The sequence below is a fragment of the Scytonema sp. HK-05 genome, from assembly GCF_963872035.1.
GTDB lineage: Bacteria > Cyanobacteriota > Cyanobacteriia > Cyanobacteriales > Nostocaceae > Kalymmatonema.
This window is the reverse complement of sequence record NZ_CAWMYC010000114.1, coordinates 1-13,053: the sequence shown is the minus strand read 5'-3', so window position 1 is coordinate 13,053 and position 13,053 is coordinate 1. Positions and strand designations below refer to the sequence as shown.

The 13,053-nt window shown below is 44.5% G+C and carries 13 protein-coding genes; 7 read left to right on the top strand and 6 right to left on the bottom strand.

Annotated features, from left to right (window positions below):
- Positions 1–732: 732 nt before the first annotated feature.
- Positions 733–3,426 (bottom strand): TIGR03960 family B12-binding radical SAM protein, encoded by a 2,694-nt coding sequence (locus AACT52_RS22800; RefSeq protein WP_073627197.1) that lies wholly within the window; start codon positions 3,424–3,426, stop codon positions 733–735.
- 98 nt (positions 3,427–3,524) lie between these two features.
- Positions 3,525–3,887, bottom strand: coding sequence for an STAS domain-containing protein (locus tag AACT52_RS22795; protein ID WP_073627195.1), 363 nt, complete (start codon positions 3,885–3,887; stop codon positions 3,525–3,527).
- 463 nt (positions 3,888–4,350) lie between these two features.
- Here AACT52_RS22795 and AACT52_RS22790 point away from each other — a divergent pair, with 463 nt between their 5' ends.
- Both AACT52_RS22790 and AACT52_RS22785 read left to right on the top strand, forming a co-directional pair.
- Positions 4,351–4,557: a hypothetical protein gene (locus AACT52_RS22790; protein ID WP_073627193.1), complete on the top strand. Its 207-nt coding sequence runs from the start codon at positions 4,351–4,353 to the stop codon at positions 4,555–4,557.
- A gap of 518 nt (positions 4,558–5,075) precedes the next feature.
- Complete coding sequence (locus AACT52_RS22785) at positions 5,076–5,303, top strand: hypothetical protein (RefSeq protein WP_158054490.1); 228 nt, start codon at positions 5,076–5,078, stop codon at positions 5,301–5,303.
- Positions 5,304–5,306: 3 nt separating this feature from the next.
- Here AACT52_RS22785 and AACT52_RS22780 read toward each other — a convergent pair whose 3' ends face one another.
- On the bottom strand, positions 5,307–5,669 hold the full coding sequence (locus AACT52_RS22780; protein ID WP_198940815.1) for a hypothetical protein: 363 nt from the start codon (positions 5,667–5,669) through the stop codon (positions 5,307–5,309).
- Positions 5,670–5,895: 226 nt separating this feature from the next.
- On the opposite strand from AACT52_RS22780, the gene clpS reads away from it, so the two are divergent.
- Positions 5,896–6,177 (top strand): ATP-dependent Clp protease adapter ClpS, encoded by a 282-nt coding sequence (clpS, locus tag AACT52_RS22775; protein WP_041036514.1) that lies wholly within the window; start codon positions 5,896–5,898, stop codon positions 6,175–6,177.
- 22 nt (positions 6,178–6,199) lie between these two features.
- Positions 6,200–7,051 (top strand): CPBP family intramembrane glutamic endopeptidase, encoded by an 852-nt coding sequence (locus AACT52_RS22770; protein WP_073627189.1) that lies wholly within the window; start codon positions 6,200–6,202, stop codon positions 7,049–7,051.
- Between the two features lie 52 nt (positions 7,052–7,103).
- Here the strand turns inward: AACT52_RS22770 and AACT52_RS22765 are convergent, their stop codons facing one another.
- Positions 7,104–7,742 carry a pentapeptide repeat-containing protein gene (locus AACT52_RS22765; protein ID WP_073627187.1) on the bottom strand — a complete coding sequence of 213 codons (639 nt, stop codon included), beginning with the start codon at positions 7,740–7,742 and terminating at the stop codon, positions 7,104–7,106.
- A 134-nt stretch (positions 7,743–7,876) separates the two neighbouring features.
- Here AACT52_RS22765 and AACT52_RS22760 point away from each other — a divergent pair, with 134 nt between their 5' ends.
- Positions 7,877–8,011 (top strand): hypothetical protein, encoded by a 135-nt coding sequence (locus AACT52_RS22760; RefSeq protein WP_272937055.1) that lies wholly within the window; start codon positions 7,877–7,879, stop codon positions 8,009–8,011.
- A gap of 3 nt (positions 8,012–8,014) precedes the next feature.
- Here AACT52_RS22760 and AACT52_RS22755 read toward each other — a convergent pair whose 3' ends face one another.
- On the bottom strand, positions 8,015–9,412 hold the full coding sequence (locus AACT52_RS22755) for a DICT sensory domain-containing protein (RefSeq protein ID WP_073627185.1): 1,398 nt from the start codon (positions 9,410–9,412) through the stop codon (positions 8,015–8,017).
- A 103-nt stretch (positions 9,413–9,515) separates the two neighbouring features.
- Complete coding sequence (locus AACT52_RS22750; protein ID WP_073627183.1) at positions 9,516–11,108, bottom strand: photosystem II high light acclimation radical SAM protein; 1,593 nt, start codon at positions 11,106–11,108, stop codon at positions 9,516–9,518.
- A gap of 540 nt (positions 11,109–11,648) precedes the next feature.
- Between AACT52_RS22750 and AACT52_RS22745 the strand changes: the two genes are divergently transcribed.
- On the top strand, positions 11,649–12,041 hold the full coding sequence (locus tag AACT52_RS22745) for a DUF1830 domain-containing protein (RefSeq protein WP_073627179.1): 393 nt from the start codon (positions 11,649–11,651) through the stop codon (positions 12,039–12,041).
- Between the two features lie 177 nt (positions 12,042–12,218).
- Positions 12,219–12,680 carry a DUF4079 domain-containing protein gene (locus tag AACT52_RS22740; protein WP_073627177.1) on the top strand — a complete coding sequence of 154 codons (462 nt, stop codon included), beginning with the start codon at positions 12,219–12,221 and terminating at the stop codon, positions 12,678–12,680.
- Positions 12,681–13,053: the final 373 nt, after the last annotated feature.

Below are 13,053 nucleotides of genomic sequence, written 5' to 3'. Positions count from 1 at the left end.
AAACCATCCCTACGCGCGGGGTGGGAGGAAACACGACTCGGCATTTTTAAATGCCGTCCCCAACCGGGGAGGACAAGTAGAGGAGTAGTACTTGTCCATTTCCCTGTAATGCCGGGAATCGCCTTGCTACTCCAGTGAAACAGTCCTGCAGGCGGGTTTCCCAACCTAGGGAACTGTTGAACCCGAAGGGTAAAGTTAGCTTCTCCCAAGGGGAGACGCTGCGCGAACGACAAAGTTAACGGTCGGTAACTATATCGGAGACACTGACTTAACCCAATAAATCTGTTTAATCCCCAATTTCTAGAAGCTCAGGACTAGCTACGCATCCCAAGGTAGGACTTGAACACTTGCCGTTAACGTAGTACACAAGGTACTCAGTCTGGTCAACTATCGACTTGAGTGTGAGCTAGAAGCCCACGACTTCTAGTCGTGGGTCGTTGACAGAATCCGAGAAGCCGACGAAGCTTGCTGTTGGTAATTGCTGATTCACGAGCTTTAAGCTTAAAGAGAGTGTTATTTAATCTGCCTGGTGTTTGTCTGGGATAAAAAACCCGCGCTTAGTTTCACTTCTTTTATCTTTGCTTTTGCGCCCTGAGTACCAGGGTAGTGAATCAGTTTACTCAATGCAGCGTCAGAAAATTTCTCTTCATCTCATTCTAACGCAACCTTGTCAAAAATCAATTCCCAAGATGTGCTAAGAGAGGGCAACGACAAGCAAATTGCCCTAAGTGATTAAACTCCCAAAATCAGCCGATTTCGATGAATTTGCAGCAGATGAAAATCTGTACCTGCGACTTGTTCTAGCATAAAGAGAATTTGTTCGGGACGCAATAGCACCCCGTCATGACGACAGCTGCCCACATAACGCAGGATAACTGTAGACTCTTCCTGATGCTCAGGGCGTTTTGGTAAGTCAAATAATTCTAACTCAAACAAGCGAACGCGCAGATTTACCAACTGAGTTTTGCCTGACTTGGTTGTGTGTTCCCACCAAATCTCATCTTTGGCTTTGATGGCTTCAATCCAGCTTTCCCATTGTATCGGTGTAGCCTCCTGCTGACAAGCCACGGTGAGCAGATAGTCCGCAGCCTCCAGAAGTTGGTTAGCCGAACTCGCTTTTAAATCGAGCTGTTCCACCTGATATATGGGAATATCTAACGGCAAAGCCTCAGCCAGTTTTTGGCGGAAAATCTCCACATCAACTGGCTGTGTTAGCTCAAAATCCACAATTTCACCACTGCTCGTAACTCCCAAAGGCAAGGCATATGCAATGGAAATGCGGGGGGTAGGATGAAAGCCACCAGTAAAAGAAACTGGCAATCCTGCTCGTCGTACAGTTCTATCAAATAGGCGCATCAAATCTAGATGACCTACTAAAGCCAAACCGCCCAGTTTACCAAACCAGACACGCAACCGTTGTGCTTTGGTAGTATTCGGGACAAACTCACCAGCAAATTCCGGGATAGAAGGCGGGGGAATGACAACATTATGACCAAAGTCAGTGCCGCAGACACCACAGTGAGAACAACCTTCAAACGAGCAATCTGGTACAGTTGCTGCATCTAAAGCACGTTGCAAGTCTTCCTTGAGCCATTTTTTATCAATACCAGTGTCGATGTGGTCCCAAGGTAGGGGGGCGTCGAGGGAGGATGAGGGGGATGAGGGGGATGTTACTTCCTTATCTTCCTCATGTTCTTTTCCAAACAAATTCCACTCGCCTTTCTCCACTTGGCGGTATTTCCAGTCTAACCCAGCTTCCCAAATGGCTTGTCCCCAAGCACTAAAAGCTTTTTCGACACTGTCATACCAAGAATCCATGCCTGCCCCTAATTCCCAAGCACGACGCACGACTGGGGCAAGAGAGCGATCGCCTCTGCCAATAAAATCTTCCATTGCTGAAATACGGACATCGGTGAAATTCACCTTGGCTCCTTTGACCCGCCGGAATGCTTGCCGCAGTAATGCTTGCTTGCGCTCAAACTCACCCGTGGAAACTGAGTGCCACTGAAAAGGTGTATGGGGCTTGGGTGTGAAGTTAGAAATCGTCAAGTTAAATGACAGCGGTCTTCTGCCTTTTCCTCGACACTCCCGTTGTAACCAGCTGACTGTTTCCGCAATGCCTAACACATCGGCATCAGTTTCACCAGGCAAGCCGATCATGAAATACAGCTTAATTTTATCCCACCCTTGTTCCCAAGCTGTTTTTACACCCCGCAGCAGTTCTTCGTTGGTCAAACCCTTGTTGACTATGTCCCGCATCCGTTGGGTTCCAGCTTCTGGAGCAAATGTCAGTCCCCCTTGGCGCGTACCGCCTAGGATATTAGCAATATTTTCATCAAATCTATCAACTCGTTGGCTTGGTAGAGTCAGGGAAATATTTTCATTTTTTAACCGATTTTTTATTTCCGTCCCTACTGCTGGCAAGGATAAATAATCAGAACAGCTTAGGGATAGTAAAGAAAATTCGTTGTAACCGGTTTGCCGCATTCCGGAATCTATCGCTTCCACGACATCCGCTGGTTCCACATCCCGCGCTGGTCGGGTGAGCATTCCTGGTTGGCAGAAGCGACAGCCGCGAGTACAACCGCGCCGAATTTCAATTACCAACCGATCATGCACCGGCTCGATGTAGGGTACTAGCCCAATCGAATACGCTGGTATTGGGGTTGCAACCCGCCGCACAATTCGTTTTGGGACATCTGGGTGGTTGGGATGAACTGAACCATCAGAAGCCATGTCGTAAAACTGCGGAACATAAACGCCTGGTATCTGCGCTAAATCCAGCAATAATTCTTTACGGCTAAGCCTAGCTTTTTTCCCTTCTTCCAACACTAAGCCGATTTCTGGCAGCAGTTCCTCGCCATCTCCTAAAGCAAAGAAATCGAAGAAGTCGGCGTACGGTTCAGGATTGGATGTCGCCGTCTGTCCCCCAGCAAAAATCAACGGGTAACTAAAGGATGGGGGGGATGAAGAAGATGTTGCTTCCTCATTTCCCTGGTCTCCCCTTCCCTCCGCCTCTAGGCGTTCTCGCCAAGTCAGAGGGATGCCAGCCAAATCCAACATTTCTAGAATGTTGGTTGCTCCCAGTTCATAACTGAGGCTAAAGCCCAAAATGTCAAAGTCCGTTAGCGATCGCCTTGACTCTACGGCAAACAACGGTGTTTTTGTTGTCCGTAGTTTTGCTGCTAGATCCGGTCCTGGTAGGTAAGCGCGATCGCATAACTGGCGCGGTTGGGAATTCAAAATATTATAGAGAATAATATGCCCTAAGTTGGATGCACCTACTTCATAAACTTCTGGGTATGTCAATACCCAGCGGATCTCTGCCGTATTCCAAGGCTTGTGAATCGCTAAGAGCTCGTTACCTAAGTAACGAGCTGGTTTTACAATATCCGATGTGATTAACTTTTCAACTGCAACAGCCACTGTGGTATCTTTTCGCTACCTTAATTACAGCTACTCACCTCCAACATTAGCATTTATTAGGTGTTTAAAGAGAACTACTCGTTTCCCTTAAGACTTTTTTAGGCATAAGTCAGTGTTGCTTCTTGATTGGAGTAAGCAGCTTCAAACGCGGCTTTCCCTTCAAATATCTCAAAAACCCTATCTACTTGGGTCAGTTCAAATATAATTTTGAGTGACGGTGAAACCGAGCAAAGGCTGAAGCGCCGTCCTAGCTTTTGAGCCAGTTTGAGCGCAGACACTAATGCCATCAAGCCTGCACTATCTAATGATTCTACATGCTCTAAATTCACGAGCAAGATAGAAATTCCATCTTGTGCTAGCGCTTTTGTTAATTTTGTTTCAAATTCTAAAGCGTTTTTGGCATTTAGGCAGCCTTGAGGACTAATAACAGTTATTTTTGGATAATCTAGTACTGCTTGCATCGTTACATCCTATTAAAGTTATCGAACTTTAAAGTTAGATGTATTTGAACATAAACTTTTTTTTCTCACATCGACCATTCGTATTACGTCTCTTTGCTGAATCTTTATTGCTATTGCGTTAGTGTTTAAAGATTGTCATAAACGCAAGAAAATTTGTGTTTAAATATACTTTTTTTACTTTTTAAACAAATATAATCTCCACAAGCAGCCGCACAGGTGAGGATAAATAGCTTGTTCTAGTTATAAACTTTATTTATCCTAGAATTCTATTTGATTTGTATTGAAATACCTATCAAGCTAATAACCTGACGTTATCACTTCATTGTTGGCAGACAGTTGGCTCAATAGTGAACCATGTCCTCAAATACTGTGATCCAGGTCACTGCTATAGGAGTGTTTCGATCACTTTTTATACCAAATGTTACCCTAGATAATGACTACTTATATAGTTGGTGTAATCGCTATGAGAACAAAATACTCTATTCGTCTATTGGTAGAAAAAGCTCTCGATATTAAAAAGTTGACTCCTGAAATTGAAAATGAAATTAACTCAGAACTGACCCAAATGGGTTATATTTCTGACGTTGACTACGAAGCCTTGGAACTATTAATGGCAGAGATGGACGCTGGTCGCATTCAGTTGGTTTCAAGTCTAGGCTTGTTATCCTGAGAGCTTGGCATTAGAGTTGCTTTAAATTGAGTTAATTCCAATAAAGACTAAAGTCATGAAACTTCAATATAAGCAACAGAAATTATAGTAACAATAGGGACGATACTTTGCCAGCGTCACTACTCATATTTTTTTTGTAAAATTAATTATATATTTCATCGCAGGGGGTAAGCGGAGAAGACAGTGCTTCCACATTTGGATTAGTCAGTAGTTATCCCCATGTAGTTTGCTCGACCCTTAGAAAAAATTCCCGCCTACCTGTTTGCTGAAATTGACCCTAAACAGGATGGATGAACTTCTTGTTCAGGAAGTAGAGATTTTTAATAAGGCAACGCTTAGGTGGGTGGAAGACCGATTTGGAGTGACGGGGTTAGACGCTGATACGTAGTCGCCTTTGTCGGGAAAGCCGGGATTCGCGCTGCCTCATCGCTTTTGCGTGTACGTGCCTAGCCTGCGGCATGAGTTTCGCCGTAGGCGGTTTGTTAATTCGGTAGTCTTCTACCGACAAGGGAGTAGCTTTGGTTGAAATGGGAGATTACACCCTGATAGCAGATCTAGGTTATCCCGTCTACCGTACATCTAATATTTTTACTGGTAGTAAACCTTTTGCCATGCCCCTAAAGATAGAAAATAATTTTTTTCCTGCTCTCAATGGTATACCTTCAGAAGGATGCAGGTATTCGCTACTGTTGCTAGAAAAACTGAGAATTGGATGGGCAAGAATTTACCCAATCCCTAATCCCTAATCCCTAATCCCCAATCCCTAATCCCCCTTTTTGTGCTTGCCAAATTTGCTGAATAAAGTGATTGAATTGTTGCTTGGCAACACAGATCTGTCCAGGTTTTGGTTCTTTTGCCAAAACTTGACTCAAAAAACTAATAACTTCTGTGTCTAAGGCAGGTTGAAATAAATTCACAGACCAAAGCAGGTCAGATGTATCTCGTAGATCAGTTAGAAGCGGCGGTTCTTGGGTAAAGTTGACTAGCAGTAAAGGACGCACCCAACACAACTGACGAGAAACCACGACTTGAATGACTTCTGCATACAACTTTATGTCGCCATGCTCTAAAGACACAATTTGTCCTGCTTGAAACTCCAAGGTCATCTCCATAGTCACACGGATGATAGCGACAAATATATTTTTGTTGGTTATTCAATTTTAAGGGGATAGGGTGTAGAGGCGCAGTGAAACCTGTGCAGGCATCAGCCCAAAGTAGCAAAAAATTTGACTACCCCGTTATTTGTGTGTGTATGCTATAAAATGAGTTAATAAGTGTTAAGGAATATTTGGACAAAAATTCTGTTGTAGTAATTCATTCACAAAAGAGCAAAGAACAGTGTCTGTCGAAACCATAGAGAAGCGTTCAACATCCCGCAAGCTAGCGCCTCGGTATCGCGTTTTGCTCCATAATGACGACTACAACCCTATGGAGTATGTGGTGCAGGTTCTACTAACCACAGTACCGAACCTCACCCAGCCTCAGGCTGTTAGTATCATGATGGAAGCTCATACCAACGGGCTAGCCCTAGTCATTACTTGCGCTCAAGAACACGCCGAGTTCTATTGCGAAACCTTGAAAAATCATGGTTTGAGTAGCACAATTGAACCTGAAGAATAAAAGGTCATAGGCAATAGATAGATTGTTTAAAACAAATCTCCTCCGTTTGTCCCAGTACCCTGCCCCTATTAGGCTGGGTGCATTTATATTGAGTTTGTTGGTACTCTGGTTGCCCTTGGCTGCACCGATTTACTTACTCGTACGTGACACCAATTTAGTCAGTATATTGACAATGGTGCTGCTGTATGTTGAGTTTATCCTTCTACTCAGGTTATGGGGCAAGTACGTCTACAATCAAGCTCAGTTGCTACGATATTATGGCTTAGAACTGACGCAACTCAATGGTGTAGAAGTGGTACGCGGTTTGGCTATTGGGATAATTGGCGTTCTGATTTTGTTTGGGTTGCAAGGTAGCTTAGGTTGGTTAGTGTGGCAACAACCCAAAGTTTTTTTTCTTAAACTGATTTTAGAGAGTTTAATTGTTGGCTTGGGCGTTGGGTTTGCTGAGGAATTATTATTCCGAGGTTGGTTGCTGGATGAGTTGCAACGGGATTATAGCAAAAGTGTTGCCTTGTGGATTGATGCGATCGCTTATGCGGCATTACACTTTATTAAGCCGGTGGAGGCAATTATTCATACACTACCGCAATTCCCAGCCTTAGTCATACTAGGGTTAACGCAGGTATGGGGAAAGCGTTGGCGTAGGGGACGGCTCGGTTTACCCATTGGATACCACGCGGGTTTGGTTTGGGGTTATTACATTATTAACGTGGGCAATTTGATTACGTATACAAAAAAAGTGCCAGAGTGGATAACTGGAATTGATCGCAATCCACTGGCAGGGGTGATGGGTATATTACTTTTAAGTGCGATCGCCCTCAGCCTGCGAGGATTCCTTAACAATGGACAGATTTCAAAGAACAACCCTGGTTAAATTCACCTATATAAATCTCATCTGCTGAAGGTGCTTGCTGTTAATTAGCCATTTACAAAGCCATCTCCAACACTGTTCCCACCACGCATGCTCGCTCCAAATTCACTCCACTTAAATTCGCACCGTGGAGTTCAGCACACAGTAAATTCGCACCCGTCAAATTCGCACCCGCAAGATTCGCCCCCCGTAAGTCGGCTTCTTCCAAATTTGCCTCACTCAACAACGCCCCTTGCAAATCTGCACGGCTCAAGTCTGCACCTTTGAGATTCGCCCCAGTCAAGTTCGCGCCTCGCAAGTCAGCACCTCGAAAGTCAACACCCTGCAAGTTGACATTCATCAAATTAGCACCGCTCAAGAAAGCACCAACAAACGACACTTCACTGACTCTTGCTCCCATTAAGTTAGCGCCACGCAAATTGCTACCCCGCAAGTCAGCACCCGTCAAATCTGCTTGCATCAAATTTGCTCCCATCAGGTTCGCCCGCAAATCGCTTTCTACGAGGTTGGCTCCCATCAAATTGGCACCTTCTAAATGTCCACCTTCGAGTTTGGAACCTGTAAAAGTTGTGCCGACAAGGTGAGCGCCAGCAAAATTGATGCGATTTAAGTCAGCATTTGATAAATCTTCGTCTTCTAAATTTACTCCTGGCAAGTGTTTGAGTTTTCCTGAGCGAATTTCGTCAACATTCATATAAATTCTGCACTATTTAAGATAGTTAAATTTCGCGCAAAGACGAGCCAGCGCGAATGACGGTGAGTCCAGCGCTGCAGTCCTTGTTTCCCGACAGCAGGCGACTGGCGTAAGCGCAAAGCGCAGGCTCCTTCATGTGCGTAGCGTGCCGTGCCTCCTCCGGAGGAGCTGCGCTAACGGCGATAGCCCTGGCGCAAGCCATAGGCATACCCGAAGGGCTTTCCCGACAGCAGGCGACTGGCGTCGCTAAGGAACTCTTTGCGCTTTGATTATTATTGCCTGTAACTGCTCCTAATCTCTCCACTCTTAGTTTCGCTATCTAGCCTACTATTAAGTAGCCACATACCAGTACTAACTTTGGGTGTCATCAAAGGTAAGTCGAGTCCCTGTTGCAAACCCATAACTAATAAAGTTAGAGTATCTACAAGTTTGGGGTCAAAGCGATACGATTGTAATTGTTTGCACTCTTCTAAAGCTTGAGTAAATATTTCCTCGGGGCTTAACTGAGACGTTTTTTTCTGATTAACGCGCCACTGGAAATCTGCTACTAATGCGAGAATTCTTGACTCTAAGGGAATTTCATCTCCAGCTAACCCCGCTGGCTCGCCTGTACCATCCCACCACTCGCTTTGATGTGTAAGAATTTGTGCGATCGCCCGCAGTCGTGGCATTGTTCGCAGTACCTGCGCTCCTGGTACTAACGGACAAGTCAAGGGACAACAGGGTGCATCTTCTTGGTACCGGGTGGAAGAACCAGGAGAAAGAACGCTTTCGGCTCTTTGCAATGGATCTATACGTTGCAGCAACCCTGCTAGGCGTAGACGTTTTGTTTGCCACGCGGGAAGATCCAAAAGTTGCCCCATTGTTTCTGCTAGTGCTACCACTTCCGCTGCTGCCATTGGATTGGTAATATCCGCAGCATCTATCATTTGCGCCATCCGCAAAAATGCCTGGATTTCGTTGGAAACCAAATTCCGATCCAGTGCTTGGTGGCTAGTCGCTGTGGGGACAGATATATTCACTTGCCCCGTCTGGAGGTAATCTACTACGAGAGAAACGACTGCACTCAAGTCTTCTGGTGTGGCAAGACGAGGCTGGATTATGTCTTTGTGTGCCTTGAGTTCTTTTGCCAGTTCTGGGTTGTAGCTTTCGATGTGGGAAATTGCTAATTCTGCTGTTTCTTGGACTAACTCCGGCTCAAATGTCCATAAACCGTAGAATTTGCGCTCTACGTCGGATGCGGGTACTCCAGTGGAACCATAATCAGCTTCTGATAACTCTTGACAAATTACCATTGCTGTGTAATTTTGCGATAAGATAATCAGATGCCACTCCTGCGCCACTGGATCGGCTGGGTCTATGGCGACTAGGTTGACATTGGGCAACTGGCTTGTAGAATGTTCGGCAAAGCCTGTATGGGGGGCTGCCATGATAGCAACTTGGCTGGCTTTTTTTGCAATATCTGCGTATCTTTCGGCTTCTTGCAGATACCATTTTCCCTGTTGGAAGGCTGTGATAACTAAGGGTGTACCGTCGTTTTTTAATATGTGGTCTTCCAAAGCATGGCACAGGGAAACCAGAGTATGTTTATAGTAGACACCGAATTGAATTGGTCTTTTACTATAGCGATGGGCTGTTTCTAGCTTTTGTAAAATTGAGCCTTCTAACATGAGATTTGATTAAATGAACCGCAAAGCGAGCAGAGGACGATGAGGAGGATAACGAGAAGGTGACTCCCCTATCTCCCTTATCTCCCTCATATCCCCGTGTTTTCTATGATACGCTGACAAGTTGTTTTTCTTTCGTCTCAACGGGTGCAGAAAGTGCTTCTTCTAAGTCGGCACAACCCAGCTTTTCTTCTAATATTTTCATGACTTCGCGTCCGAAGTCATTAGGGTTTTGTCGCCATGCTTGTAAGCAGACTTGCCCAAAGAATGAACCGAGGGGTTCGGGGTTCCAGAGCATTTTCTGGACTGTCCAAGGTGTAATGTTCATTGGATCATACCCTGGCTTAAGAATATTTTCTTTAAAGGCGTATTCTTCGAGGTGGGTATGGGGTTGCAAACCAATGAAGAAAATCGCAGGTTCGACTTTATCCGCACCGAAGATGCGTTCGAGTTCACGGTGGTAGGCGATGGTTTGGCGAATGGTTTCGGGACGTTCGTCAATGACGTTAAATGAGTAATTGACAGAAACTAAGTCGTTGAATCCAGCAGCTTTCAAGTCACGGCAGTTTTGCAAGACTGTTCGCAGGTTGTAACCCATGCGCATTTTCCGCACGAGTTCTTGAGAACCACTGGTAATACCAATTTCAAAGTAGTTCATCCCGGTTTTCGCCATCAAGTCACACAACTCTGGTGTGAGGTTGTCGGCTCTGATGTATGCTGCCCAGTGGATATCCGTCATCCCAGAATCAACGATTTTCTGTAAGAGTTCTACAGCATCGCTCATAAATTTTCGCGCTGGGATAAATTGGGCGTCGGTAAACCAGAAGTTGCGAATACCGCGATCGTACAATTGCCGCATTTCGGCAACGACTTCCTCAGCTGGATTGATGCGTACTTGTTTGCCTTCAACAACGGTGTAGACGCAATAACAGCAGTTGTGGGGACAACCACGCTTAGTTTGTACACCGATATAAAAGTCTTGCTCTTGCAGGTAATAGTTAAATTCCGGCCAGATGCTTTCGATATAGTTATAATTGCAAGCGGATTTTTCTAGGGGAGTGGGTTGTTCGTGAATCAGGCGATCGCGTGGTTTTTCTTCTCCTACGACATAACACCTTTCATCGCGAAATTCTTGAGCGCTTAAAAGTTTTGTCAGCAGGGTTTCGCCTTCTCCCACGGAAACAATCGTTCCCTTGGGTAAGCTTTTACCCACTTGCTCGTAAAAGACGCTGACAGCACCACCACCGACAATCACTCGAGCATCAGGGTTATAACGTTTAGCGCGTTTAATGCCCCGTTTCACTAAGCCCAAATTCCGCCACAACTCACCGTAGTATCCCGACGCAATCCGCAACAAACCAATAGCGCCCTTTATCTTGAGTAATGGATTGCGGGAGTAGAAAAACTCGAAGGAATACTGCAATGGGTTACCACCACGTCCACCCACTGGAGCATAAATTTGAATATCACGCCATGAATACACGAGTAGTGTGGGCTTGAAGTCATCGATACAGCGATCCAGGGCAGCAGCATAATCTAGAGGTGGCACACATCCCAAATCAAAAATGCGCTGTTCTATGGTAGGAAACTGCTTATGGACGTGATCTGCAAGATAAACTACCCCAATCGGAAAGATCGGGTTACAAGGAAGGCGAACGTAGAGAATTCGGTTGTCCATCACAGGTCTTTTAACTTCCATCTTGCTGTTTTTAAGGAAAAGCGATAGTAATAGCTTTTTTAAGAGTCTTTATTTTGATTTTTGTCCTATATCTTAATATTACTTTACATTTATGCAGATTATTGAATTAGTCTGTCGTTTTTATTGATATCAGTGAAAATAGCTAAAATCATTTAGCCATCAGATACATAATATCTGAAGAGAGATATTATAAAATTATAAAGATTTTTATGGGATGATAGCTTTAGAAGAACAGCAACTCTCGCATGCAAATCGATGAGCCACGTATCTTGGTTGTGTGGTAGAAGTCCAGGAAAAGCAACTCGATTTCACGCTTCGTTATTTATTTGTGAACCAGCGAACATTATATTTGTGGGAGAATAATATAGAATTGCAGAAAAGGCATAGATTTTTACAAAATTTTCATATAGCCGCACATCTTAAGATAGAAATAATATTAGAAAAGCTCACTTGGTAGTCGGAGTTACAGCAGCTGGGGATCACTCAGTGCTAGCTTGACAGATGTAAGATAAGATAGTGGCGTAAAGCTCCTTAGCAGTTATGGCTCAAATATTAGATCCTCTACCACCTGAGCAATCAGGTAAAATTTTCTGCTGCTACGTGAATGCCACAAGCAAAATACAGGTGGCTCGCATCTCAAATATTCCCAACTGGTACTTTGAACGGGTTGTTTTTCCTGGACAAAGGTTAGTGTTTGAAGCTCCAAAAGAAGCTCAACTTGAGATTCATACGGGCATGATGGCAAGTGCAATTTTATCGGATACAATTCCGTGCGATCGCCTTACAATCACCGAACCTAGCAATTATGAGTTTGTATCAAACTCACAACCAGCAATTGACCCTATCAATAAAAAACCAATTGTGCAGATTAATACAAAAACCGGAGATTTCATAAAATCCTTACAGGTCGCTGGTTTAGTATCCATTGATTAAAAAAAACAATTTTGCTTAGTAAGAGGGTTGCTGAACTCAGCAGCCCTCTTTTGTTTCGTTATTAGTCATTAAAGAAAAAAGGCAGTTATGTAGAGGGCAGCTATGCTCAAGGAAAGACAACACTTCTACCTTTAGAAGCTTCCCCCACTTCCTCACTCCCCATCTACAATGTCTACTATGAACTTACCTTCCTTTCTTTGGCTGTGGAAAATAGCAGCATGGTCGATGGGTCTATCGCTGCTAGCTTATTTGCTATTGGCGGTAACAGGCTTTTGGATGTTTCGTAACAGAACATCGCCGCACCCCTCTTTTATTTCCCCGTTTACCGAGGGAAATAGAAGCGTACGTTCCCTTCACTTTCTCATCGGCAGTTGCATGGTAAGTTTAGTGCTGCTGCTGCTCCTTATTGGCATTATTGGCACTTTGGGTCACTTTGGTTCTTTGGGACACTCGTCACACTTGATTGCTGGGTTGATAGCAGTAGTGCTGGTTTTGCTGTCTGCTGGGAGTGCATTACTAATCAATGCAAGACGACCTTGGGCAAGACGTATCCATGTTGGTGCTAATATAGTCCTGTTCTTTGGCTTTGTGTGGGTGTCGATCACAGGTTGGAGTGTAGTACAAAAGTACTTACCATGATGAGTCACAAATGACCCAACAGCTGTAGAACCAGTTTGCCAAGCAATATCTGGAAGAATTACTATCTCCTTTAAGAAAGGTCGAAGTCAGTTGCGAAGTCACTGATGACATTCGACAAATAAATCCACGAATAAAACGAATCAGCACCACGGTTTGTGACAACTGAGGAAATGATGTCAACCATTGATTGGATCGGGAATCAACTGAGAAGGTATGCCCTCAACCGTTTTAGAAGGTTCGCCTCTGTGCCTTTACAGGAACTTAAGGCACCTAGTAATGAGTTTTGTTCGGTTCCAGACTCATTGGTGACATTTCTGTTTGATACTCCCCACGGCTAAAAGCCGGGGGATTCTTGAAGAGTCCACAAACGAAC

Bases quoted from the DNA above. Each gene is read 5' to 3' on its own strand.
- AACT52_RS22760 (WP_272937055.1), top strand. From the start codon at position 7,877: ATGTGCGTAGCGTGCCGTGCCTCCTCCGGAGGAGCTGCGCTAACGGCG.
- AACT52_RS22745 (WP_073627179.1), top strand. From the start codon at position 11,649: ATGGCTCAAATATTAGATCCTCTACCACCTGAGCAATCAGGTAAAATT.
- AACT52_RS22755 (WP_073627185.1), bottom strand. From the start codon at position 9,412: ATGTTAGAAGGCTCAATTTTACAAAAGCTAGAAACAGCCCATCGCTAT.
- AACT52_RS22765 (WP_073627187.1), bottom strand. From the start codon at position 7,742: ATGAATGTTGACGAAATTCGCTCAGGAAAACTCAAACACTTGCCAGGA.
- AACT52_RS22780 (WP_198940815.1), bottom strand. From the start codon at position 5,669: ATGGAGATGACCTTGGAGTTTCAAGCAGGACAAATTGTGTCTTTAGAG.
- AACT52_RS22740 (WP_073627177.1), top strand. From the start codon at position 12,219: ATGAACTTACCTTCCTTTCTTTGGCTGTGGAAAATAGCAGCATGGTCG.
- AACT52_RS22790 (WP_073627193.1), top strand. From the start codon at position 4,351: ATGAGAACAAAATACTCTATTCGTCTATTGGTAGAAAAAGCTCTCGAT.
- AACT52_RS22750 (WP_073627183.1), bottom strand. From the start codon at position 11,108: ATGGAAGTTAAAAGACCTGTGATGGACAACCGAATTCTCTACGTTCGC.
- AACT52_RS22795 (WP_073627195.1), bottom strand. From the start codon at position 3,887: ATGCAAGCAGTACTAGATTATCCAAAAATAACTGTTATTAGTCCTCAA.